Origin of the sequence: Variovorax ureilyticus (genome assembly GCF_037889935.1) — a bacterium.
GTDB lineage: Bacteria > Pseudomonadota > Gammaproteobacteria > Burkholderiales > Burkholderiaceae_C > Variovorax > Variovorax ureilyticus.
On the sequence record NZ_JBBKZU010000001.1, the window covers coordinates 428879 to 452117 of the forward strand.

The window sequence follows — 23239 nt, forward strand, 5'->3', positions numbered from 1 at the left end:
CGCACAGCGTGATGGAGTACTGAACTCAAAATGGCCGTCACGCTCGGCCCCCAGACCACCCAGCCGAGCCCGCTCGAGGACAGCACCCAGGGGACGCTCCCGAGCCCGCTCGACGGGTCGCGCAAGCGCCGCACGCGGCTGCAGCTCGGCCTGAGCCTGTTCTGGCGGACCTTCTTCCTGCTCGTCCTGCTGCTCGTGGGCTGCACGGTCGCCTGGCTGCAGACCTTCCGCGCGCTCGAATACGAGCCGCGCGCGATCCAGACCGCGCACCAGATCGCCTCGCTCGTGAATCTCACGCGCGCGGCGCTGGTGTATTCCGACGCCATCACCCGCGTCTCGCTGATCAAGACGCTCGCCGACCAGGAAGGCGTTCGCATCCTCCCGCGCGAACCCGGCGACCGCTTCCTGCCCTACACCAGCGGTGCGCTGGACCAACGGGTCACCGAAGAGCTGATCGCGCGTCTCGGCGAAGGCACGACCGTCGCCAGCCGCGTCAACGACGAGCCCGGCCTGTGGATCGGCTTCACGATCGAGAGCGACACCTACTGGCTGCTGGTCGACCCGACCCGCTTCAGCCGCCTGGACCGGCGCACCTGGCTGATCTGGCTCGCGACCACGATGGCGCTGTCGCTCGCCGGCGCCGCCTTGATCACGCGGCTCATCAACCGGCCGCTCAAGCAGTTGTCGCAGGCGACGATGCAGGTGCGCGAAGGCGAATACGAGGCCCACCGGCTGGACGAACGCGCCCGCACCAACGAGATCCGCGCGGTGAACGTCGGCTTCAATCGCATGGCCGACCAGCTCGCCAAGATCGAGCAGGACCGCGCCGTGATGCTCGCCGGCATCTCGCACGACCTGCGAACCCCGCTCGCCCGCCTCCGGCTCGAAACCGAGATGAGCGTCGCCGACCCGGACGCGCGCGACCACATGGCCGCCGACATCGCGCAGCTCGACGCGATCATCGACAAGTTCCTCGACTACGCGCGCCCCGACCACGTCGAATTCAAGCCGGTGCTGCTGCGCGACGTGGTCGACGCCTGCGCCTACGCGGTGCAGGACCACGAGGACATCAAGATCACCGTCGAAGTGCCGGGCGACCTGCGTGTCATGGCCGACGAGGTGGAACTGCAGCGCGTGATCTCCAACCTCGTCGAGAACGCGCGGCGCTACGGCAAGACGCCCTCGACCGGCGTCGCCGACGTGACGATCCAGGCGCAGGCCCACAACGACGCGGTGCTGATCAAGGTGCGCGACCATGGCGCGGGTGTCGCACCGGCCCTGCTGTCGCAGCTGAGCAAGCCGTTCTTTCGCGGCGACGTGGCGCGTACCTCGGCTGCCGGCGCGGGTCTCGGGCTGTCGATCGTCACCAAGAACATCGAGCGCATGGGCGGCACGTTCGCGCTCACCAGCACACCGGGGCGCGGGCTCGCCGCCCACATCCGCATGCCGCGCGCCGCCTCGGCGAAAGGCGATCCGTCCCACGCGAAGGACAAGGACCGCCAGCCGCAGCCTCGCGCCTGACGCCTATCTGTGGATCAGGGCCACGGCGCGTGATTCCATCGCGCGCCCTTCGCCCACCGGCCCGAGCTTCTCTGCCGTCTTGGCCTTGACGTTGACCTGGCCGACTTCGACGCCGAGCACGGCCGCGATGCGTTCGCACATGGCTGGAATGTGCGACGCGAGCTTCGGCGCTTGCGCGATGACCGTGCAGTCGACGTTGCCGATTTCCCAGCCCGCTGCGCGAACCCGCCGCGCCGCCTCGGCCAGCAGCACGGCGGAATCGGCGCCCCGGAACTGCGCATCCGTGTCGGGAAAATGCCGCCCGATATCGCCCAGCCCCGCCGCACCCAGCAGCGCATCGGTGATCGCGTGCAGCAGCACGTCGGCATCCGAATGGCCGAGCAGGCCCATGGTGTGCGGCACCTCGACGCCGCCGAGCATGAGCTTGCGCCCCGCCACGAGCTGATGAACGTCCCAGCCTTCACCGATACGCAGATTGAATGGGGTCATGGCTGGATCTTCCGGCTGCGCAGGACGGCATCCGCGAGCGCGAAATCCTCGGGATAGGTCAACTTGAAGTTCTGTCCGCTGCCCGGCACCAGGAGCGGCGCGAGCCCGACGGCTTCGATCGCGCTGGCCTCGTCGGTGACCGCATCGCCCGCGCGCTCGAGCGCATCGAGCAGCATGCCGATGCGGAACATCTGCGGCGTCTGGGCCAGCCATTTGTCGGCGCGCGTCGCGGTGCTCGCCACCCGGCCGTCAGGCGATGCAACCTTCAGCGTATCCGCCAGCCGGTGCGCCAGCAGCCCGCCGACGGCGTCGTGCTCGCAGGCGGCGATCAGCGCTTCGATCTGCGTCGGCGTGACGAGGCAGCGCGCCGCGTCATGCACCAGCGCCCAGTCGTGCGCGCCGGCCCCGGCCTGCCGCAACGAACGCAGTCCGTTGCGCACCGTCGCGGCGCGCGTGGCGCCGCCCACGCGGAACAGATGCTCGCCATCCGCCGGAAAACGCTGCAGAACGAGGCCGACATCCGCATCGTCCGGCGAAACCACCAGCGCCACCCCGGCAAAAACGCCCTTGAGCGCGCGGAAGGCCTGCAGCGTGTGCTCGACCATGGGGCGGCCCGCGACCCGCTGGTACTGCTTGGGCCCGTGCCCGCCCGCGCGGCTGCCAGTGCCGGCGCAGGGAATCAAGACATAAAGACGGGAAGCGGACATGGATGCGAACGGCCTGCGTGATCGGGGCAGCCATTCTAGAATCGCCTCTTACACCCCTCGCCGGTCGGCGCGGGGTGTTCTGCATTTCCAGGCACTTCATGGACCTCCCCCAACTCACGGCCGGCAAGCGCTTCACGCTGCCCCGCCCGCCCCTGTCGGCCGACGCGCTCATGCTCGCGCAACTGGCCGGACGCGAGAAAGCCACAGGCCGCGCAACTGCCGTCTTCACCGCGGACGCCAACGACGCCCAGCGCCTGATCGACGAGATCGTCTTCTTCGCGCCCGAACTGCGCTGCGCACTTTTTCCGGACTGGGAGACGCTGCCTTACGACAGCTTCTCGCCGCACCAGGACCTGATCAGCGAACGCCTCGCAACCCTCTGGCGCATCAGCCAGAAGGAAGCCGACGTGGTGCTGATCCCGGCGACCACGGCGCTCTACCGGCTCGCGCCGCCGGGCTTCCTCGCGGGCTACACCTTCCATTTCAAGAGCGGCCAGAAGCTGGAGGAAGCGAAGCTCAAGGCCCAGCTCACGCTGGCCGGCTACAGCCATGTGACGCAGGTGGTGAGTCCGGGCGAGTACGCGGTGCGCGGCGGGTTGATCGACCTGTTCCCGATGGGTTCGCCGGTGCCGTTCCGGGTCGACCTGTTCGACGACGAGATCGATTCCATTCGCACCTTCGACCCCGATACGCAGCGCAGCCTGTACCCCGTCCCGGAAGTGCGGCTGCTGCCGGGCCGCGAGTTCCCGATGGACGACGACGCCCGCGCGCGATTCCGCAGCCGCTGGCGCGAACTGCTCGAAGGCGACCCCACGCGCAGCCGCATCTACAAGGACATGGGCAACGGCGTCGCCACGGCGGGCATCGAGTACTACCTGCCGCTTTTCTTCGAAGAGACGGCCACGGTGTTCGATTACCTCGGGCCCGACGCCACCGTGGTGCTGCACGGCGACCTCGAACCCGCGTTCCAGCATTTCTGGCAGGACACCGGCGAACGCTTTCGCCTCGTGCGCGGCGATCCGGAGCGGCCCGCACTGCCACCCGAAGCCCTCTTCCTGAACGCGGAGCAGTTCTATCAGCGCGCCAAGCCGCACGCCCAGCTCGCGCTGCGAGGCGACGTGGCTGCCGATGCGCCCTATGCGGAGTTCGACGTCCTGCCGCCCTTCGCCGTCGTGCGTGGCGCGGACGACCCGCTCGTCAAGCTCAAGGACCACATCAAGGCGACGCCGCATCGCGTGCTGTTCATCGCCGAAAGCGACGGCCGCCGCGAAAGCCTGCTGGACTTCCTGCGCGCGAGCGGCGTCGGCCCGCCCGCCTTCGATTCGCTGGCGGAATTCGAAGCCTCGGCGGACGAAAAGATCGGCATCGCCACCGCCGCGCTGGTCGCCGGTTTCGCGTGGCGCGAACAGGGCATCGACTTCGTCACCGAAACCGAGTTGTTCGCTGCCGCGCCTTCCGCGCGACGGCGCAACCGCAAGCAGGAACAGGTCAGCGATGTCGAAGCACTGATCAAGGACTTGAGCGAACTCGCCGTCGGCGACCCGATCGTGCACTCCGCCCACGGCATCGGCCGCTACCGGGGGCTCATCAACATGGACCTCGGCCAGGGCACCGGCGAGGGCGGCAAACCGCTGATGCAGGAAATGCTGCATCTCGAATACGCCGACAAGGCCACGCTCTACGTGCCGGTGTCGCAGCTTCACCTGATCAGCCGCTACACCGGCGTCAGCGCCGACGAGGCGCCGCTGCACAAGCTCGGCTCCGGCCAGTGGGAAAAGGCCAAGCGCAAGGCCGCCGAGCAGGTGCGCGACTCGGCCGCCGAGCTGCTCAACATCTACGCGCGGCGCGCGGCGCGCGAAGGCTATGCCTTCCGCTTCTCGGCCGCCGACTACGAGGTGTTCGCCAACGACTTCGGCTTCGACGAGACGGCCGACCAGAAGGCCGCGATCCACGCGGTGATCCAGGACATGATCTCGCCGCGCCCGATGGACCGCCTGGTCTGCGGCGACGTGGGCTTCGGCAAGACCGAGGTCGCATTGCGCGCAGCCTTCGTCGCGGTGACCGGCGGCAAGCAGGTCGCCTTCCTCGCGCCGACCACGCTGCTCGCGGAACAGCACTACCAGACGCTGGTCGACCGTTTCGCGAAATGGCCGGTGAAGGTCGCGGAGATGAGCCGTTTCCGATCGGCCAAGGAGATCACCAACGCCGCGAAGGGGCTTGCCGACGGCAGCGTCGACATCGTGGTCGGCACGCACAAGCTGCTCTCGCAGTCGGTCAAGTTCAAGAACCTCGGCCTGCTGATCATCGACGAGGAGCATCGCTTCGGCGTGCGCCACAAGGAAGCGATGAAGGCGATGCGGGCCGAAGTCGACGTCCTCACGCTGACCGCGACGCCGATCCCTCGCACGCTGGGCATGGCGCTCGAAGGTCTGCGCGACCTGAGCGTGATCGCCACCGCGCCGCAGCGCCGGCTTGCCATCAAGACCTTCGTTCGCAATGAAGGCACCGGCGTGATCCGCGAGGCGGTGCTGCGCGAGTTGAAGCGCGGCGGGCAGGTCTACTTCCTGCACAACGAGGTCGAAACCATCGAGAACCGCCGCCAGAAGCTGGAGGAGATCCTGCCCGAGGCACGCATCGCGGTTGCTCATGGCCAGATGCCCGAGCGCGAGTTGGAACGCGTGATGCGCGACTTCGTGGCCCAGCGCTACAACATGCTGCTGTGCTCGACCATCATCGAGACCGGCATCGACGTGCCCAGCGCCAACACCATCGTGATGAGCCGCGCCGACAAGTTCGGCCTCGCGCAATTGCACCAGTTGCGCGGGCGTGTGGGCCGCAGCCATCACCAAGCCTATGCCTACCTGATGGTGCCGGACATCGACGGTCTCACCAAGCAGGCGTCGCAGCGGCTCGATGCGATCCAGCAGATGGAAGAGCTCGGCTCGGGCTTCTACCTCGCGATGCACGACCTGGAGATCCGCGGCGCGGGCGAAGTGCTCGGCGAGAACCAGAGCGGCAACATGATGGAGATCGGCTTCCAGCTCTACAACGAGATGCTGTCCGAGGCGGTGCGCTCGCTCAAGGCCGGCAAGGAACCCGACCTGCTCTCGCCGCTGTCGGTGACCACCGAGATCAACCTGCACGCGCCCGCCCTGCTGCCCGACGACTACTGCGGCGACGTGCACCTGCGCCTGTCGTTCTACAAGAAGCTCGCGACCGCGAAGACCTCCGACCAGATCGACACCCTGCTCGAAGAGATCGTCGACCGCTTCGGCAAGCTGCCGCCGCAGGCGCAGACGCTGATCGACATGCACCGGCTGCGCGTGCTCGCGCTGCCCTACGGCGTGACCAAGGTCGACGCCGCGCCGGGCGTCATCCACATCACGTTCAAGAAAGACCCGCCGGTCGATTCGATGAACATCATCAACCTCATCCAGAAGAACAGGCACATCAAGCTCGCCGGAAACGAAAAGCTGCGCATCGAGCGCGAGCTCAAGGAGCCCAAGGACCGCGCGCAGATGGTGCGCGACGTGCTGCGCAGCCTGGGCCAGCCCAAAGTACAGGAAACCGCATCGGTATGACCCCCAAGGAAATCTCACCCGGCCTCGTCGTGCAGCGCTTCACGCCTCCTCTCGAGCTCGCCGATTTCAAGCTGATCGCCTTCGACATGGACTCGACGCTGATCAACATCGAATGCATCGACGAGATCGCCGATGCGGTCGGCAAGAAGGCCGAGGTGGCTGCGATCACCGAAGCCACGATGCGCGGCGAGATCAAGGACTTCAAGGAAAGCCTGCGGCGCCGCGTCGCGCTGCTGAAGGGCGTGCCGGTCGATGCGCTGCAGAAGGTCTACGATGAGCGGTTGCGGCTCAATCCCGGCGCGGAGCAACTCGTGGCCGCCTGCAAGGGCGCGGGGCTCAAGGTTCTGCTGGTGTCCGGCGGCTTCACCTTCTTCGCCAACCGGGTGAAGGACCGGCTCGGCATCGACTTCGCCCGCTCCAATCTGCTCGACGAAGCGGATGGCCAGCTCACCGGCGAGGTCGTGCAGCAATCGTGGGGCGACATCTGCGATGGCGCGGAAAAGCGCCGCACGATGCTCGAAGTGGCTTCGCTGCTTGGCATCTCGCCGCAAGAGGCGATCGCCGTCGGGGACGGCGCGAACGACCTGCCGATGATGGGCGAGGCCGGCTTGTCCGTGGCCTTCCACGCCAAGCCGAAGGTGCGCGAGCAGGCCATGGTCGCGATCAACGAAGGCGGGCTGGACCGCCTGCTCGAAGTACTGAGGTGAGACATGGGCAACGCTGAAGACAAGAAGGGCCCGCTGCCCGCATCCGCCACGGTGCATGCCGACCGCCGCTTCGGCGTCGAGCACGGCGGCATCCACAAGCCGATCCACACTTCAGTGCAATACGGCTTCGACCGGGTCGAGGACCTGATCGGCGTCTTCCAGGGCACGTTCAAGGGCGGCTTCAACTATGCGCGCCAGGGCACGCCGACCAGCGCCGCGCTCGAAAACAAGATCACCCTGCTCGAAGGCGGCATCGGCACCGTGTCCTTCTCGACCGGCATGGCCGCGTTGACCGCGATCTTCCTCACGCTTCTGCGCGCGGGCGATCACATGGTGTCGAGCCAGTTCGTCTTCGGCAACACCAACAGCCTGTTCGGCACCATGGGCGACCTCGGCATCGCGGTGTCGAAGGTCGATGCCTGCGCAGTCGACAACGTGCGTGCGGCATTGCGACCGAACACCCGCATGGTGTTCGTCGAGACGGTCGCCAACCCGGGCACGCAGATCCCCGATCTCGAAGCGATCGGGGATCTGTGCCGCGAACGCGGGATGCTCTACGTGGTGGACAACACCATCACCTCGCCTGCTCTCTTCCAGCCGAAGACCGTCGGCGCCGGGCTGGTGGTGAACTCGCTGACCAAGACCATCGCCGGCCACGGCGCGGCGCTCGGCGGCGCGGTCACGGACACGGGTCTCTTCGACTGGGCGGCCTATCCCAACATCTCGCCGAGCTATCGCAGCGTCGATCCGCGCCAGCAAGGCCTGCAGCAGTTGCGCAAGAAGGCGCTGCGCGACATGGGCGCGACGCTATCGCCGGAACAGGCCCATCGCATCAGCCTCGGCGCGGAAACGCTCGCGCTGCGCGTCGCACAGACCAGCGCCACCGCGCTGTCGCTCGCGCGCTTTCTCCAGAGTCATCCTGCCGTGGCAGCGGTCCACTACCCGATGCTCGAAAGCCATCCGCAGCACGCGATGGCGATGCGCCACTTCAAGGCGGGCTCGTGGCTGATGGCGTTCGAACTGCGCGAAGGCCTCGACATGCAGGCCACGCTCAACCGCCTGCAATTGCCGATCAAGGCAACGGGGCTCGGCGACAACCGCACGCTGATCATTCCGGTTGCGCCCACGATCTTCTGGGAAGCCGGCCCGGCCGTCCGCGCGCAGATGGGGATCGCCGACGGGCTGGTCCGGGTCTCGGTCGGGCTCGAAGCTGCCGACGAACTCATCGCCGACTTCGGGCAGGCGCTGGCCTGAAGACCTCGATTCGGTCAGGTACGGGTCGGCTTCACGGCCGAATCGCACAGGTGGTCATCACGGCCGACGACCAGCGCGCGAGCGCATTCGCCGGCTGCAGCATGATCTACTCCGAACGGCTGGACTGACCGCGCCAGGGCCGAGATCGCCCGTCGCCCGCCCGCCTCGACTCCCCCCGACAAGCCGCCTCAAGAGGGCTCGGAAAGCTGCTCCCCTGGAACGCGAAGCGCCGCCCGGCAGCCGACGTGTTTCAGACCATTCCCATGGTCAGCCGACGCCTCGTGTCCATACGATTGCCCCCTTCGCACGTACGACGCAAGGCAGCATCTCCCGGGCCCTGTTCCCCTGACTGGGCCTTTCCCCAGCAAGAGTAAGGCGCCCGGCAACGCCACCGCCCGCATCCGGCATTGCTGGATCGACGGGCCTTGCCATCCCCCCGCACACCGAAGCTCACCGACTCGCCGAGGTCGCGATCTCGCGAACGAGGTCGACTGCCCATGCACTCGCCTGGGCGGCCGGTCGGCTGCGCGGCGTGGGTCCGTGCGAAAGAAACCCTCCGTCTGAACCAACTTGACCGCAAAGAAATGAACATTGATGTCCGTAGATTGCCGCTCTCTCACGCGGCATTGTGGGTGGGACTCTATATCGCGACCGGCATCCTGTCCGGGCAATTCAACGTCGCGACGGCGACCCGCGCCCCCTACGTCTGGCTGCCCGCCGGCGTCAGCCTGGCGGCGATGCTCTTGTCGCGCTCCCAATCCAGCACCCCACTGGCCTTCGCGTTCGCACTGGTCCAGTCCGTGCTGTCGCATTTCGGTGGGCGGGACATTCCGTCGTCGCTCGTGCTTGGCACGCTGGCTGGTCTCTCCCCACTGGTCGCTTCGGCCGTCGTCCGTTGGATGCAAGTGCCGCTCGAGGGCCTTCATCTATTGCGCGCCGTGGTGGTTGCGGCGTTGATCAGCGCCATCCTTCTCGGCGGCGGCGGCTCGCTCTATTTCGCGATGTTCAAGGGCACGCCCTTCATGCTGCCATTCGGCGAGTGGAGCGCGGCGATCTTCGTTGGCGTGTGTATCAGCGCACCGCTGCTGGCTGTCTGGGCGCAAGTGCGCCCGAAACGATCCGTACGGCGCAATGGGCCGCGCGAGATGGTCGGCAGCATTGCCTTTGTCACGATGGTCGCGTTGACGTGGTGGATCTTCGAGGGCGACACGGCCGACTGGTTCGATGCGGCCGGAGCCACGCTTCCCATCTACTTGCCGATGTTCTGTGTCGTCATCGTCGCGACCGTCGGCGGCGCACGGGGAGGCACGCTCGCCGTTCTCGTGCTGACGCTGATCTGCCTCGGATACACCGCACGGGGTGATGGGCCGTTCGCATCGCAGTCCGCATCGCCGGCGCTCTCGCTGTTTCAAGCGCAGCTGTACGTCGGCATGTCGGCGATGCTGGTGCTGATCGTCCACGCACTGCATGACGGCGAAGCGAAAGCGTATGCCCAGGCCGAACGATGGCGCACGGAGCTTGAACTTGCGCTCGCGGGCAGCGCATTGGTCGCCTACACGGTCGATCCCCGCACCCAGGTTGTTCAATGGCGTGGCGATGTCGAGCGGCTGATCGGCCACGCCGCCGAGTTGCTTCCCACCGTCGAACACATCCTCGCCCGCGTGCACCCGCTTGACCGCGAGCGCTTGCGTGATCACTGGAACTCCCCCGCCCCGGCAGGGGCCAGCGCGCCGGCCTCCCTCAAGTTTCGACTGGCCACACCTCTCGCACCCGACACCTGGGTCGAGTTCGTGGACCAGGGCTCGTCGCTTTCCGATGGCAACGGGCACACCGCATTCGTGGCCGGCGTGTGGCAGCGCCAACCAGTCAAGGCGGCTTAGATCATGTCAACTCGCATTGGCGCCCTCCTGATTCATGGACTGGGCGGGACGCAGTTCGACCTCGGGTCCATGCACAAGCGCCTGAAGCGCTGTGGCATCGACACGCACGCCCTGACGCTGCCGGGGCATGGGGCCACGCCGGAGGCACTGGTTTCCGTGCGCGCAGAAGACTGGATCGAAGCCGTCACCGCCAAATACCGCGAACTCGTGGGCCAGTACGACACGCTGCATGTGATGGGGATGTGCATGGGGGCGCTGCTCGCCGCCGCGCTCTGCGCGCGTGAGCGACACACCAAGGGACGATTGATTACCCTTGCGCCTCCGATCTACATCGACGGATGGAGTACTCCCTGGTGGAGGGCCGTGCGCCACATCGCATACCGGCTGCCGCTGCTGCCCGCGCGAATGAAGATCGAAGAGGGCGAACCCTACGGCATCAAGAACGAGCTGGTCCGCAACATCGTCAAGGCGAAGTTCGCGCGTGGAGACAACTTCCACTACAGCTGGGTGCCGCTTGCATGCGTCCGCGAGGTGGATCGCCTGCGCCGTTGGGTCATGCGCGACACGGCAGACATCCATTGCCCGACGCTCGTCGTGCATGCGAGAGAGGATGAACTCACCAGCCTGAAGTCGGCGGAGTTCATTGCGCGAACCGCAGCGGATGCGCGTGTCGTCGTGCTCGAAAACAGCTATCACATGATCTGCGTGGACAACGATCGCGAACAGGTGGGGGCCAGCGTGCTCGAATTCCTCGGCGCGGCGACGCAGGAGACGACGAACGCCGCGGCGGTCGAGGCGTGTTCGCCGGCAGAGATTCAATCGCTCGTCACGCGCTTCATGGCAGGGATGCGCGAGAAGCGGTACGAGGACGTATTTCCGCTTTTCACCTCCGATATCCGCTGGGATCAGCGCGGATCGAGCCCCGTGGCGCGCATCTATGCGGACCGCAATGCGCTGATCGACCTGTTTTCCCAGTTCGTGACGCTGTCCGGAAACACGTTCGAAGTGACGGGCTTTCGTGAGCCCATCTTCGAGGGAGATACCGTCCGGCTTCCCATCGCGAGCGCAGCTTCGGCAGCCGGCAGAGGAATGGTCGCCAGCGGTACTCTCGCGTTGGGTTTCGGCAATCGCAGGATCCGCTCAGTGACCTATGAATCGGACCATCCTGCCGACGAGGATGCGTTCTGGAGCGCGGCCGCACAGGCTCGCGACGAAGCCTCGCAGAAGCCTCGCCCCGCGCGCGACCAGGGCGTGTCGCCTCCTCCTGCGGGCCCCGCGCTGGACGCCGCTTTCAATGATGCGATCGCGCGTGTCGGCGCCATACAGCGCCCCCTTTCGCCTTCGATCATGCTGCGGCTGCGCGCACTCTACAAGCAGGCCCAGTCCGGCGATGTCATTGGCGATCGCCCGGGCATGACCGACCCCGTGGGTCGTGCGAAGTACGACACGTGGGCCCGATTGCGCGGCACCGCACGCGAGACAGCGATGGGCGAATATGTCGCGCTCGCACAAGAACTGGTGAGCGAGTAGCGGCATGTGGCGAAGGCTTTTCTGCGCCGTGGCGCTTGTCGCGACCGGCATGCCGGCGGGCGCTGCTTTCGCTGACGAGGGGATCCAGACAGTCCGGCCGCCGGCCAATCCGACCGTGGCCAACGCGACGGGCACACGTCCGCGAATCTGCCTCGCGCTGTCCGGCGGCGGCGCGCGTGGTTATGCGCACATCGGCGTCTTGAAAGAACTCGAAGCGTTGCGTGTACCGATCGATTGCATCGCGGGAACGAGCATGGGCGCGATCATCGGCGGTCTGTACGCGAGCGGCATCTCGGCCGCGGAACTGGAGAAGACGTTGAGCGGCATCGACCTGACCGACGTTGCGTTCGATCGAGAAGCACGCTCCGAACAGCCGCAAATGGTCCGCAAAGACAATCTGGACTACCCGATCGGTTTGCCGCTCGGGTTTGGCCGCGATGGAGTTCACTCGGCAGGCGGTCTGGTTCAGGGCAATCGGCTGCTCGCACTCCTGCAGAAGCACACGAGCCGGCTTCCCGGCGACGTCAGCTTCGATGATCTGCCGGTGCCGTTCAGGGCGGTTGCCACGGACATCGAAACCGGCAGCATGGTTGTGCTTCGCGAGGGTTCGCTGCCGCTGGCCATGCGGGCCAGCATGGCGGTGCCAGGATTGTTTTCCCCCGTCGTAATGGATCAGCGCACACTCGTCGATGGCGGCATCGTCAACAACTTGCCCATCGACGTCGCGAGGCAGATGGGGGCCCAGGTCGTGATTGCGATCGATATCGGTACTCCGCTCAAGAGCGCTGACGAACTGACGTCGATGGCGAGCATCACGCAACAGATGATCGGCGTGCTGATCAATCAGAACGCACGGCGCCAGAAAGACCAGCTCGGCGTATCGGACGTCCTGCTGCAGCCTGATCTCTCGGGTATTGCATTCACGGACTTCGCAGAGTCGGGCAAGAGCATTGCGGCAGGGGCCGCGGCAATCCAGCGTGCGCAGGCGCAAATCAGCGCGCTTTCTCTGGCTCCCGATGCGTGGTCGGAGTATCACGCCAGCCGCAACGAGCACGCATATTTGCCGAATGGCACGAAGATCGATCGCGTCGAGATCGCGACGAACGGGAACGTTCCCGCCAAACGGGTGAAAGAGGTCCTGCGCGCAAAGCCTGGCGACGTGTACGACCCCGTACAAATCGACCGCGACCTCGCCATGCTGAACAGCGCGAACGACTTTGAAAGCGTCTCGCATACATTGACGGGACCGGATGGCGACCGCGTGCTGCAGGTCACGGCGAACTCGAAGAGCTGGGGCCCCAACTTCCTGTTGTTCGGCCTCGGCGTCTCCAGCAACTTCGGCGGCGAAGGCGCATTCACACTGCGCGTCGGACACCGCATGCCGTGGATCACGCAAGGCGGACTCGCATGGCACAACGACGTGGTCCTCGGCAGCCGCGACCTGATGCTTCGCACCGAGCTGCGGCAGCCGGTCTTTTCCGTGGATGGCCTCTATCTGGCGCCGTTCGCATCGTTCAAACGCAATCAGGCGGATATCTACAACGACAGCGTGTCGGACACGCTGCCCATCGCCAAATTCCAGCAGCGGGAAATGCGGGCGGGGTTGAATGCCGGATTGCCGTTGGGGAAACTGGGTGAAGTACGGGCGGGTGTTGCCCGGGTGAATACGTCGTACGCGTCACTGATGGCACCAGAGCTCTACGCGGCGGACGACGCTGCTTCCTCTGTCCAGCGGACATTCTCGACTTCGCAGACGGTGGGCCGCGTGGAAGTCGAGATCGATCAGCTCGACGACGCACTGTTCCCGCGGCACGGGTACTACGTCAACGGGTACACGGAAATGGCGCTGGATCAGACCGAGGGCAAATACAACACGGCTCGCATTCGCACGCTGTGGGCGGAGAGCATCGGCCGGCACAGTCTGAATGCGGCGTTTGAAGCAGGTGGCCTGTTCGGCAAGACCGGGACGACGGCCTTCCCTTTCAGTCTGGGCGGCTTCCAACACCTCGCAGCGTATGCGCAGGACCAATTCAGCGGGCAGTACGTCATGTACGGTCGTCTCACCTATCTTGCGCAACTGAAACGTTTCAACTCGGGGGCCGTCAGAAGCCTCTTTGCCGGCACCAGCCTGGAGGCTGGCAACGTCTGGAACAGGCGCAGCGATTTTGGACAGGGACCGTGGCGAACCAGCACGAGTGCGTTTCTCGGCGCGACAACGCCGCTGGGCCCGCTCTATCTCGGTGTCGCCGCCGCTCCGGGCGGCACGCACAACGTCTATCTCCAGGTGGGCAACCAGTTCTGACGGGCTCGGTGTAGCGGCGCCCTTCATCGTTGCCTCCTTCAGGGCGCGCACGGTACGGCACCGCGCGCGCGCCCGGCAGCAGACTAACCCTAGCTGGTCGGGGGACTGACGAGCCGATATAAAGCCGTCGGCGAGCCCTTGCAGCCGACTCGCGCCCAAGCCTTCCCCGCTGCCTCGAATCCCAACAATCAAGAGGAGACTCCATGCAGGATCGACACAAGGCCCGGTCGGAACACGCCCGCCCCATCCACCGGTTCACGCAACGCCTGACCACGCTCGCTGTCCTGATCGCAGCGCCGGTCGTCGCCATGGCAGCCGGCGTCAGCGTGAAGCTGGACTTCTCCAGCCCGGCGACGAGCCCGTTCCCGAGCAACCGGTTCACCCGGCCGGACTGGACCCAGAACACGTTCAGGCGCGTGAATCTTCCAAAGCCGGACTGCGCCGTGATGGTGTCCGAGTGCGCAGACATCGACGTCATCAACACGCTCGACGGCTTCAACACGCAGCCGCGCATCACCGTGCCGTTCACCGGCGACATCGACCTGTCCACGGTCAGCAGCGACACGCTGTACCTCGTGAATCTCGGCGACACGCTCTCGGGCGCGGGATTCGGGCAGAAGGTGGGCATCAACCAGGTGGCCTGGGACGTCGCCGGCAAGACGCTCGTGGTCGAATCCGACGAGCTGCTGCAGGAACACACGCGTTACGCGCTCGTCATCACCAATGGCATCCGCGACAAGGCCGGCGATCCGATCGATGCCGGCCGATTCGGCCAGCTTCGCCAGGGAACGGGTCGCCCGGAGATGCAGGACCGTGACATCACGGACTATGTCGGCGCACTGCAGGACGCGGACCGCACGATCCGGCCGAGCCGGCATCGCGCCGTGGCGCTGAGCGTGTTCACCACGCAGAGCATCAGCGCCGACCTGTTGAAGATCCGCGAACAGATCAGGCGGTCCGACCCGGACCCGGTGAACTTCATGATCGGCAACGGCGGCACGGAGCGCGCGGTGTTCACCGTGGCAAACCTCGCCGCGCTCCAGTGGAAGCAACAGACCGGAACGGCGCCCGCGTTCACCACTTCCAATGTCCCGCTGCAGGCGCTGGGCGTCTTTCCGGGAGCCGTGGGACGCATCGCCTTCGGACGATTCCGCTCGCCCGACTACGAGAACGCGGCACGGGTCATTCCTGCGACCGGGACCCTGACCGGACAGCCGCTTCCGCAGTCGAGCAACGACCTGGTCGTGGAGGTCTTCCTGCCGAGCGGTGCCCGACCCGCGGGGGGTTGGCCCGTGGCGATCTTCGGACATGGGTTCACCGACAGCATGTATGGCGCACCGTGGACCGTGGCCTCGACCTTCGCCTCGCGAGGCATCGCGACGATGGCGATCAGTGTCGTCGGCCATGGCGGCGGGCCGCTGGGCACGCTCAGCGTGATGCCGAGCGCCGGAGCGCCGATCACCGTGCCATCGGGTGGCCGCGGCTTCGATCAGGACGGCAACGGCACGATCGACTCGACCGAGGGCGTCAGCGCGGTCGGTCCGGTGACGATCGTCTCCAGCCGGGACGGGCTGCGGCAGACGGTGATCGACCTGATGCAGCTCGTGCGCCAGATCCAGGCCGGGATCGACGTCGACGGGGACGGCTCGGTCGACATCGACAGGACACGCATCTACTACGCCGGCCAATCCTTCGGCGGGATCTACGGAACGATCTTCCTCGGGGTCGAAGGCGCCGTGCGGGCCGGCGTCCCCAACGTGCCGGGCGGCTCCATCACGGAAGTAGCGCGGCTGGGCGGCTTCCGCTTCCTCACGGCCGCCGCACTGGCCACGCGCCAACCGCAGTTGCTGAACCTGCCGCCCACGCCGGGCGTGCCGGTGCCCTTCAACCTGAACTTCAACGAGAACATTCCGCTGCGCGACCTGCCGCCGCTGGTGAACAACGTGCCCGGCGCCACTGCGATCCAGGAGGTCCTGGAGCACAACGAATGGGTCCAGCAAACCGGCAACCCGGTGTCGTATGCGCCGTACATCCGCCGGCAGCCGCTGCACGGAAACGCGTCCAAGCCGGTGATCGTCCAGTTCGCGAAGGGAGACCAGACCGTTCCGAATCCGACCAGCACCGCGCTCCTGCGCGCCGGAGCACTGGCGGACCGCGCCCTGTATTTCCGCAACGATCTCGCCTATGCCGCGACCGGAGGGGCCATTCCCAAGAACCCGCACACCTTCCTGACCAACATCGGCATCCCGGCGGCCGCGCCGTTGGCGGTCGCAGCGCAGACGCAGATCGCGCTGTTCTTCGCCACGGACGGCGCACAGGTCATCGACCCGGACGGCGCCGGCGCGCTGTTCGAAATGCCGGCCAGCCTGCCGTTGCCGGAGTCGCTGAACTTCCTGCCCTGAAGCCGCCGCGATCGCGGCGCCTCAGAGCGCCGCGCCGAGGCGGGCGATTCCTTCCTGGATCTTCTCGACGTTCGCCGTCGCGAAGCTCAGGCGCAGCGTCGCAGCGTCGGGCTTCTCGGCATAGAACGGCGCGCCCGGCACGAAGGCCACCAGCTTCTCGATCGCTCGCCTGGCGAGTTCATTGGCATCCGCCACCTTGCCGTTGGCGCCGGTCAGACGCGCCCAGAAGAAAAGGCCCCCGCCCGGCTGCGCGAAGCTGATCGCATCGCCAAGCTCCTTGCGCAGCGCCGCGCCCATGGCCTCGGCGCGCTCCGCATAGACCTTGCGCACGTGGGCGAGCGTCGCCGGCATGCGGCCGCTCTTGAGGTACTGCGCCGCCGTCGCCTGCGCGAAGGTGCTGGTGTGCGCATCGCTGAACTGCTTGCACATCGTCGCCTTGGCCAGCAGTTCGGCGTCGCCGATCATCCAGCCGATGCGAAGGCCCGGGCTCAGCACCTTGCTGAGGCTGCCGCAATGCACGACGAGCTCGCGGCTGCCGGGCACTTCCTTCGTGAGCGACATCAGCGACGGCGGCGGCGCCTTGTCGAAATAGAGATCGCCGTAGGGATCGTCCTCGACGATCACCGTGCCGTGCTTCACCGCCATCTCGAGCACCTTCCTGCGGCGCGCAAGGCTCAGCATTGCGCCGCTCGGGTTGCCGAAGGTCGGGATCAGGTAGACGAACTTGGGCTTGTGCTCGGCGATGAGCGCTTCGAGCTCGTCGGTCTTCACGCCGTCGGCGTCGACCGGCGCGCTGATCAGTTGCGCACCATAGAGGCGGAAGCACTGGATGGTCGCGAGGAAGGTCGGCCCCTCGACGATCACCTTGTCGCCGGGCGAGACCAGCGTCTTGCCGATCAGGTCGAGCGCCTGCTGGCTCCCGGTGGTGACGATCAGGCCGCCGGGTTCGACATCGACGCCCTTGGTCTTCATGAAGGCGCTGAGTTGCGTGCGCAGCGGCTCGTAGCCCTCGGTGGCGCCGTATTGCAGCGCGCCGCCCGGTTCCTCCGCGAGGGCCTTGGCACTGGCTTCCTTCAGCCCTTCGACATCGAACATCGCGCTGTCCGGAAAGCCGCCCGCAAAGCTGATGATGCCGGGCTTGCCGAGCAGCTTGAAGAGTTCGCGGATGGCGGAGGTTTCGACGTTGTCGAGGCGGGAGGCGAATTGCATGGGAGCCTTCTTGTCGGAGATTGGCGGAGAGCGTCGATTGTCGCAGCCGTGCGCGGCCGCCCTAAACTCCCGGCCACCATGAAGAAAGCCGACGTAGAACCCTTCTTCGCCACGCTGGAGGCCGCGAATCCCACGCCCGAGACCGAGCTCGAATACAGCACGCCCTTCGAGCTGCTCGCCGCGGTGCTGCTGTCGGCGCAGGCGACCGACGTGGGCGTGAACAAGGCGACGCGCAAGCTCTTCCCGGTCGCCAACACGCCGCAGGCCATCGTCGACCTGGGCGTCGAGGGGCTGGAGGACTACATCAAGACCATCGGCCTGTACCGCAGCAAGGCGAAGCATCTCGTCGAAGCAGCCCGCATGCTGGTCGAACGGCACCGCGGCGAAGTGCCGAGGACGCGCGCCGAGCTCGAAGCCCTTCCGGGCGTGGGCCGCAAGACGGCCAACGTGGTGCTCAACGTCGCCTTCGGCGAGCCGACGATGGCGGTCGACACGCACATCTTCCGCGTCGGCAACCGCACCGGCCTCGCGCCCGGCAAGACGCCGCTGGAAGTGGAGCTGAAGCTCGAGAAGCGCGTCCCCGAGAAATACCGGCTGCATGCGCACCACTGGCTGATCCTGCATGGCCGCTACACCTGCGTGGCCCGCAAGCCGCAATGCTGGCAGTGCGCAGTGTCACCTTACTGTGACTACAAGCCGAAGACGCCCGCGCCCTGAAGACCCAAGACCGGGCCGCCCCTCTTGCGGCTTCGATTCGCGCAACGGATGATCTTGGGCCATGCGGTCCACCATCCGGCTCCTGCTGCTTTGCGCGCTCGCATCGCACGCCGCAGGATGGGCGCGCGAGCGGCTCAACGCCGACACCCTCGCGCAATTCGGCGGGACCTATTCGATGGCCTGCGGCAATCCGACATCGGCCAAGCTGCGCGTGACCGCCGATGCGCTCGTCGTCGAGTCGGGCAACCAGCGGATGACCGGCACCGATCCCCAGGCCTCCTACAGCTTCTTCGGTCAATCGCCGCCGAGGGGCTTCCAGGTTGCGCTCCAGAGCCAGGTGCGCGGCATGGCGGAACTGATGTTCATGGTGTATCGCGATCGCGGGGGCAACTATGTCGAGCTCGACGGCGCCCCCAACGTGCGCGCTGTGCTCGGGCCTTCGCTGACCGGACGGCGCTATCGGCAGTGCGATGGCGCTGCGATGGCCGGTGGCGCCCCGCTGTCGCCACCGTCGCCACCGTCATCGACCGCCCGCCCGACGATGCCGCCTCCTCCGCCGCAGGCCACGCCGCCCGGCGGAAGTCCGTTGACGATCGTTGCCGATCCGCGCTTCAAGCGGACATGGCGTGCGACCCTCGGCAGCGCCGCGCGCGAACCCTGGCTCGCCGAGATGGACGGCCCGGCCCCCGAGCCACGCTGGGTCACCGTCGACGGAACCCGCTACGTGCTGAACTCCTTCTGCAAGGCGCACGACTGCTACGACTACAACGTGGTGCAGCTCTACAACCCGTCCGAATCGCGCATCTATGCGTTGGTCCACCGCCTCAACGGCGACACGCTGGTCGGCAATCCGCCACCGCAGATGGTCGCCGACCTCCGGCGCCTTTGGCAGGGCGAGTTCCGCAAGTCGCGCTAGCTCAAAGCTCGATCGTCACGCACTCGCCAAAGGCGATCGGATGGCCCGGCCACTGGTCGGAACGCTCGATGGCGCGGACGCCATCGCGAAGCAGCCATGCGGCGCGGATCACGCCCGCATGCGTGATCCAGACCGCATCGCGGCCAGCAGCGCGCCATGCATCGAAGGCCTCGCCGACGCGCAGCAGGAACTGCCGCGTGCTTTCACCGCTGCGGCCCGCGCGCGTGTCCGCGAAGTCGCGGGTCCAGGCGTCGAGTTCCGCGCGGTCGATGGCGGACCAGAGCTGCGTTTCCCAATCGCCCAGATCCATCTCGGCGATGCGCGGATCGGTCGACATGCCGAGATCGGGCCGCAGTTCGATGAGGGTCCTCGCAAGATCAGCACAACGCGAGAGCGGCGAACAGGTGAGCGACGCCGCGACAGGCAGCAGTGGCGCCACGCTTTCCGCGACCGCGCGTGTGACTTCGGGCAGCACGGAAACATCCGTTCGCCCATAGCAGAAGCCCTCGACCGCGGTCGTTCGCGCATGGCGGACGAGCAGGAGCTTCATGTGTGCCAGGCCAGCGCGAGATAGATCGCCAGTTCGCAGACTTGCTGCGTCGCGCCGAGGCCGTCACCAGTGAATCCGCGAAGCCGCCGATGAAGCAACCGCGCCATGAAGAGCGCGGCCATCGCGCCGAGAAGCACAGGTGCGAGGCCGCGGGCGATACCGAACGTCATGACAAGCCACGCCATCGCCGGCAGTGACCAGGCCACGCCGACCCGCATGGCGCCGTTGTCGATCGCATCGGCCAGCGGCTTCGACTTGCTCGCCGCGTTCTCGTCGCCAACGTAGGGCAGCCAGCGGATCAGGAACAGCGGCGCGAGGCGGGAGAGCACATGGGCGCACACGAGCGCGACGACGACGCGCAGCGCGCCCTCTTCGGCCAAGGCCGCCAGCAGCACCGCCTTGAGCCCCAGCGCCAGCACCAGTGCGATTGCGCCGAAGGCACCGATGCGCGAGTCTTTCATGATCTCCAGCGCCCGCGTGCGGTCTGCCGACCCGCCGAGGCCGTCCGCGACATCCGCGAGTCCGTCCTCGTGGAAGGCACCGGTCATCAGCACCGTTGCGATCGTCGACAACGCCGCCGCGACGAGCGCGCCCGCCAATCCCGCCAAGCCGGCGCTGGCGAGATAGAACACGCCCGCGCCGACCGCGCCGACCAGCCATCCGACGCCGGGAAAATGCGCCGCGCTCGCGCGCAGCATCGCGGGGCTGAACCCCACCCAAGCGGCCAGCGGACCCGTGACCGGCACGCGGGTGAAGAACTGCAGCGCCAGGAGGAAGTGGCGCACGCCGTTCATTGGGAAACCTCTGCGCCGCCGCGCTGCGGTATTCGCACAGGGGCGGCCCGGGGGCTCATGGCGAATCCTGCCGCGAGACACCTGCCGATTCGAAGCTCGCCATCTCGCGCAGGATGCGGCAGGCGGACTCCAGCAGCGGCCACGCAAGCGCCGCGCCGGAGCCTTCGCCGAGGCGCAGGTCGAGCTGCAACAGCGGCTGCAGCGACAGGTAGTGCAACAGCAGTCGATGGCCGGGTTCAGCCGACTCGTGCGCCGCCACGCATCGCTGCAGCACGTTCGGCCGCAGCGCCTGCGCGACGAGCACCGCGGCGCTGGCGATGAAGCCGTCGAGCACGATCACGCGCCGCTCGCGCGATGCCTGCAGCACAGCGCCGACGAGCGTCGCGATTTCGAAGCCGCCGAACGCAGCGAGCGCCGCCAACGGATGCGTTGCGTCCGCATGCAGTTCGAGCACGCCGCGCAGCACCTTGCGCTTGTGGGCTCGCCCGGCCGCATCCAGTCCGGTGCCGGCGCCGGTGCAGGCATCGATGTCCTGACCTGACAGGCGCGCCAGCAGCATCGCCGCGGCCGACGAATTGCCGATGCCCATTTCGCCGAGCAGCACCACGTTGCCCGGCATCTCGCGCATGAGCGCCACGCCGTTCCCGACCGCTTCCTCGCATTGCGCCAGGCTCATCGCCGGACCGACCGACGCATCGGCCGTACCCGGCGCGATCTTGCGCACGAGCAGGCCGTCGCGCGGCGCGAACGCATGCCGGACGCCGCAATCGACCACTGTCAGCTTGAGGCCATGCTGGCGCGCCAGGACACTCACCGCCGCACCGCCCGCGAGGAAGTTCTCGACCATCTGCCAGGTCACGTCGCTCGGATAGGCCGAGACGCCACGGGCCGCCAACCCATGGTCGCCGGCGCAAACGAGCATCTGCGGCGACTCGAGCGTGGGCGCGGTGGTGCCGAGAATCGTGCCGAGACGCAAGGCGAGCCCCTCGAGCCGTCCCAGCGCGCCGACCGGCTTGGTCTTGTTGTCGATCGCGTGCTGGAGCCGCGCAGCGAGCGCCGGGTCGTCGATGCTGTCGATGTCGGGAAGTTCAAGCGTCATTGGATGAGCGAGCGCAGCACGCCCGGTTCAAAGTTGGATTCGATGTGATCCGCGAGGGCGTCGAACACCGCATCGAGCGTGCGTGCTTCCACGCCGAAAAGTGCGTTGAGCACGGCGGGGTCTTCGAAGAGCCCGTGCAGGTACAGGCCGAGCACGTTGCCCTTGCCGTTCTGCCACGCGAGATCGTCTGCCATGACGGCAGCGGCGCGATCGCCGGCCGCGGCCATCGCGCTGTGTTCGGCCGTCTGGCCATGATGGATTTCGTAGCCGTGCACGGTGACGCCGGAGAGCGCGGACCACGGCCCGTTCACCTGCGCGAAGCGCGCCTCGCGGTGCCGCACGGTCTTGTCGGTGGCGAACACGGTGACCACCGGCAGCAGGCCGAGCCCCGGTCCATTGCCGTCGACGCCATGCGGGTCGATGAGCGCCTCGCCCAGCATCTGCAGCCCGCCGCACACGCCGAGCACCGCGCCGCCGCGCGCCGCGTGTGCAGCCACCGCGCGATCCAGCGCCTGGGCGCGCAGCCATGCGAGATCGCCGCTGGTGTTCTTCGAGCCGGGCAGGATGACCCAGTCCGCGCCCGCCACGTCGGCCGGGCTGCGGGCCCAGCGCAGGCGAACGCCGGCGATGTTCTTGAGCGGCTGGAATTCGTCGAGGTTGCTGATGCGCGGATAGGCGATCACCGCAATCGTCCGCGTGACTTCGCCGCTCGCCACGCTGCGGTCGTCGAACACGCCGTCTTCTTCCGGCAGGCCGTGCTGCCACCACATCGGCAGCGTCGCGACGGTCGGAACGCCGGTCAGTTCCTGCAGTTGCCGGGGTGCGGGCGCGAGCAGCGAGGCATCGCCCCGGAATTTGTTGAGCACGAAGCCGGCGATCAATGCGCGATCCTCCGGGGGCATCAGCGCCCAGGTGCCGTAGAGATGCGCGAAGGCGCCTCCGCGATCGATGTCGGTGACGAGCAGGCAGCGCGCATTCGCGTGCCGGGCCACGCGCAGGTTGACGATGTCGCTGGCCATCAAGTTGATTTCAGCCGGCGACCCTGCGCCTTCGATGACGACGACGTCGTTCTCGGCGCGAAGCTCATCGAGCGCCTGCGCGATCTGCGGCCACACGCGCTCGCTTCGTCCGCGCCAGGGCAGCGACGAAAGCTCGTGGCTGACCTGCCCCATCAGAACCACCTGGCTATGGGTATCGCGCTCGGGCTTGAGCAACAGCGGGTTCATGCGCACATCGGGCTCGGCACGCGCAGCGAGCGACTGGAAGTACTGCGCGCTGCCGATCTCGCCACCGGCGACGACACGCGCGTTGTTGCTCATGTTCTGCGCCTTGAACGGCGCGACCTTCAAGCCCTGGCGCGCATACCAACGGCACAACGCCGTCGCGATCCAGCTCTTGCCGGCGCCGCTGGTCGTGCCGAGGACCATCACGCAGCGCGCTCGCGGATTCACCACATTGGGAGTCATGGGGGTGATTGTCCTTTACGTGAAGTCCATCACGGTTCCGAGCGCCTCGTTCTGGCGATGTAAAACCTTTCATCTAATTCGCCGTTAGCTTCAGATGAACTGCAAACGAAGGGAA

At 67.0% G+C, this 23239-nt stretch carries 17 protein-coding genes; 10 read left to right on the forward strand and 7 right to left on the reverse strand.

Features of this window, described 5'->3' with window-relative positions; all coding sequences use genetic code 11:
* Nucleotides 1–30: 30 nt before the first annotated feature.
* On the forward strand, nucleotides 31–1521 hold the full coding sequence (locus WKW77_RS02125; protein ID WP_340355162.1) for a sensor histidine kinase: 1491 nt from the start codon (nucleotides 31–33) through the stop codon (nucleotides 1519–1521).
* A 3-nt stretch (nucleotides 1522–1524) separates the two neighbouring features.
* Here WKW77_RS02125 and ispF read toward each other — a convergent pair whose 3' ends face one another.
* A complete protein-coding gene (ispF, locus tag WKW77_RS02130) occupies nucleotides 1525–2010 on the reverse strand; it encodes a 2-C-methyl-D-erythritol 2,4-cyclodiphosphate synthase (protein WP_340355163.1) in 486 nt (161 codons plus the stop codon).
* Nucleotides 2007–2717, reverse strand: a complete 711-nt coding sequence (ispD, locus tag WKW77_RS02135) for a 2-C-methyl-D-erythritol 4-phosphate cytidylyltransferase (protein ID WP_340355164.1) — start codon at nucleotides 2715–2717, stop codon at nucleotides 2007–2009. Before ispD ends, ispF begins: the two co-directional genes overlap by 4 nt.
* Before the next feature lie 98 nt (nucleotides 2718–2815).
* Between ispD and mfd the strand changes: the two genes are divergently transcribed.
* From mfd to WKW77_RS02170, 7 genes are all read left to right on the forward strand, one after another.
* On the forward strand, nucleotides 2816–6298 hold the full coding sequence (mfd, locus tag WKW77_RS02140; protein ID WP_340355165.1) for a transcription-repair coupling factor: 3483 nt from the start codon (nucleotides 2816–2818) through the stop codon (nucleotides 6296–6298).
* Nucleotides 6295–7005 carry a phosphoserine phosphatase SerB gene (gene serB, locus WKW77_RS02145; RefSeq protein ID WP_340355166.1) on the forward strand — a complete coding sequence of 237 codons (711 nt, stop codon included), beginning with the start codon at nucleotides 6295–6297 and terminating at the stop codon, nucleotides 7003–7005. The genes mfd and serB overlap by 4 nt, the downstream gene beginning before the upstream one ends.
* Nucleotides 7006–7008: 3 nt before the next feature.
* A complete protein-coding gene (locus WKW77_RS02150) occupies nucleotides 7009–8259 on the forward strand; it encodes a cystathionine gamma-synthase family protein (protein ID WP_340355167.1) in 1251 nt (416 codons plus the stop codon).
* 497 nt (nucleotides 8260–8756) lie between these two features.
* Complete coding sequence (locus tag WKW77_RS02155; protein ID WP_340355168.1) at nucleotides 8757–10139, forward strand: MASE1 domain-containing protein; 1383 nt, start codon at nucleotides 8757–8759, stop codon at nucleotides 10137–10139.
* Between the two features lie 3 nt (nucleotides 10140–10142).
* Nucleotides 10143–11669 carry an acyl-CoA-binding protein gene (locus WKW77_RS02160; protein ID WP_340355169.1) on the forward strand — a complete coding sequence of 509 codons (1527 nt, stop codon included), beginning with the start codon at nucleotides 10143–10145 and terminating at the stop codon, nucleotides 11667–11669.
* A 4-nt stretch (nucleotides 11670–11673) separates the two neighbouring features.
* Nucleotides 11674–13971, forward strand: a complete 2298-nt coding sequence (locus WKW77_RS02165) for a patatin-like phospholipase family protein (RefSeq protein WP_340355170.1) — start codon at nucleotides 11674–11676, stop codon at nucleotides 13969–13971.
* Between the two features lie 203 nt (nucleotides 13972–14174).
* Complete coding sequence (locus tag WKW77_RS02170) at nucleotides 14175–16373, forward strand: Ig-like domain-containing protein (RefSeq protein WP_340355171.1); 2199 nt, start codon at nucleotides 14175–14177, stop codon at nucleotides 16371–16373.
* A gap of 21 nt (nucleotides 16374–16394) precedes the next feature.
* Here WKW77_RS02170 and WKW77_RS02175 read toward each other — a convergent pair whose 3' ends face one another.
* Nucleotides 16395–17582, reverse strand: a complete 1188-nt coding sequence (locus tag WKW77_RS02175; RefSeq protein WP_340355172.1) for an aminotransferase-like domain-containing protein — start codon at nucleotides 17580–17582, stop codon at nucleotides 16395–16397.
* 78 nt (nucleotides 17583–17660) lie between these two features.
* Here WKW77_RS02175 and nth point away from each other — a divergent pair, with 78 nt between their 5' ends.
* On the forward strand, nucleotides 17661–18299 hold the full coding sequence (gene nth / locus WKW77_RS02180; protein WP_340355173.1) for an endonuclease III: 639 nt from the start codon (nucleotides 17661–17663) through the stop codon (nucleotides 18297–18299).
* 61 nt (nucleotides 18300–18360) lie between these two features.
* Nucleotides 18361–19215 carry an Ivy family c-type lysozyme inhibitor gene (locus WKW77_RS02185; RefSeq protein WP_340355174.1) on the forward strand — a complete coding sequence of 285 codons (855 nt, stop codon included), beginning with the start codon at nucleotides 18361–18363 and terminating at the stop codon, nucleotides 19213–19215.
* Nucleotide 19216: 1 nt separating this feature from the next.
* Here the strand turns inward: WKW77_RS02185 and WKW77_RS02190 are convergent, their stop codons facing one another.
* From WKW77_RS02190 to WKW77_RS02205, 4 genes are read right to left on the reverse strand one after another with little or no spacing between them, the layout of a single operon-like run.
* The gene (locus tag WKW77_RS02190) at nucleotides 19217–19765 is read right to left on the reverse strand and encodes a histidine phosphatase family protein (RefSeq protein ID WP_340355175.1); all 549 of its coding nucleotides are present in this window, start codon (nucleotides 19763–19765) and stop codon (nucleotides 19217–19219) included.
* Nucleotides 19762–20559 carry an adenosylcobinamide-GDP ribazoletransferase gene (locus WKW77_RS02195; RefSeq protein WP_340355176.1) on the reverse strand — a complete coding sequence of 266 codons (798 nt, stop codon included), beginning with the start codon at nucleotides 20557–20559 and terminating at the stop codon, nucleotides 19762–19764. Before WKW77_RS02195 ends, WKW77_RS02190 begins: the two co-directional genes overlap by 4 nt.
* A 55-nt stretch (nucleotides 20560–20614) precedes the next feature.
* Nucleotides 20615–21658: a nicotinate-nucleotide--dimethylbenzimidazole phosphoribosyltransferase gene (gene cobT, locus WKW77_RS02200; protein ID WP_340355177.1), complete on the reverse strand. Its 1044-nt coding sequence runs from the start codon at nucleotides 21656–21658 to the stop codon at nucleotides 20615–20617.
* Nucleotides 21655–23124, reverse strand: coding sequence for a cobyric acid synthase (locus WKW77_RS02205; RefSeq protein ID WP_340355178.1), 1470 nt, complete (start codon nucleotides 23122–23124; stop codon nucleotides 21655–21657). The genes cobT and WKW77_RS02205 overlap by 4 nt, the downstream gene beginning before the upstream one ends.
* Nucleotides 23125–23239 lie beyond the last annotated feature (115 nt).

Bases quoted from the DNA above. Each gene is read 5' to 3' on its own strand.
- mfd (WP_340355165.1), top strand. From the start codon at position 2,816: ATGGACCTCCCCCAACTCACGGCCGGCAAGCGCTTCACGCTGCCCCGC.
- WKW77_RS02125 (WP_340355162.1), top strand. From the start codon at position 31: ATGGCCGTCACGCTCGGCCCCCAGACCACCCAGCCGAGCCCGCTCGAG.
- ispF (WP_340355163.1), bottom strand. From the start codon at position 2,010: ATGACCCCATTCAATCTGCGTATCGGTGAAGGCTGGGACGTTCATCAG.
- WKW77_RS02160 (WP_340355169.1), top strand. From the start codon at position 10,143: ATGTCAACTCGCATTGGCGCCCTCCTGATTCATGGACTGGGCGGGACG.
- WKW77_RS02165 (WP_340355170.1), top strand. From the start codon at position 11,674: ATGTGGCGAAGGCTTTTCTGCGCCGTGGCGCTTGTCGCGACCGGCATG.
- cobT (WP_340355177.1), bottom strand. From the start codon at position 21,658: ATGACGCTTGAACTTCCCGACATCGACAGCATCGACGACCCGGCGCTC.
- WKW77_RS02170 (WP_340355171.1), top strand. From the start codon at position 14,175: ATGCAGGATCGACACAAGGCCCGGTCGGAACACGCCCGCCCCATCCAC.
- WKW77_RS02155 (WP_340355168.1), top strand. From the start codon at position 8,757: ATGCACTCGCCTGGGCGGCCGGTCGGCTGCGCGGCGTGGGTCCGTGCG.
- WKW77_RS02190 (WP_340355175.1), bottom strand. From the start codon at position 19,765: ATGAAGCTCCTGCTCGTCCGCCATGCGCGAACGACCGCGGTCGAGGGC.
- nth (WP_340355173.1), top strand. From the start codon at position 17,661: ATGAAGAAAGCCGACGTAGAACCCTTCTTCGCCACGCTGGAGGCCGCG.
- serB (WP_340355166.1), top strand. From the start codon at position 6,295: ATGACCCCCAAGGAAATCTCACCCGGCCTCGTCGTGCAGCGCTTCACG.
- WKW77_RS02195 (WP_340355176.1), bottom strand. From the start codon at position 20,559: ATGAACGGCGTGCGCCACTTCCTCCTGGCGCTGCAGTTCTTCACCCGC.
- WKW77_RS02205 (WP_340355178.1), bottom strand. From the start codon at position 23,124: ATGACTCCCAATGTGGTGAATCCGCGAGCGCGCTGCGTGATGGTCCTC.
- WKW77_RS02185 (WP_340355174.1), top strand. From the start codon at position 18,361: ATGCGGTCCACCATCCGGCTCCTGCTGCTTTGCGCGCTCGCATCGCAC.
- WKW77_RS02175 (WP_340355172.1), bottom strand. From the start codon at position 17,582: ATGCAATTCGCCTCCCGCCTCGACAACGTCGAAACCTCCGCCATCCGC.
- ispD (WP_340355164.1), bottom strand. From the start codon at position 2,717: ATGTCCGCTTCCCGTCTTTATGTCTTGATTCCCTGCGCCGGCACTGGC.
- WKW77_RS02150 (WP_340355167.1), top strand. From the start codon at position 7,009: ATGGGCAACGCTGAAGACAAGAAGGGCCCGCTGCCCGCATCCGCCACG.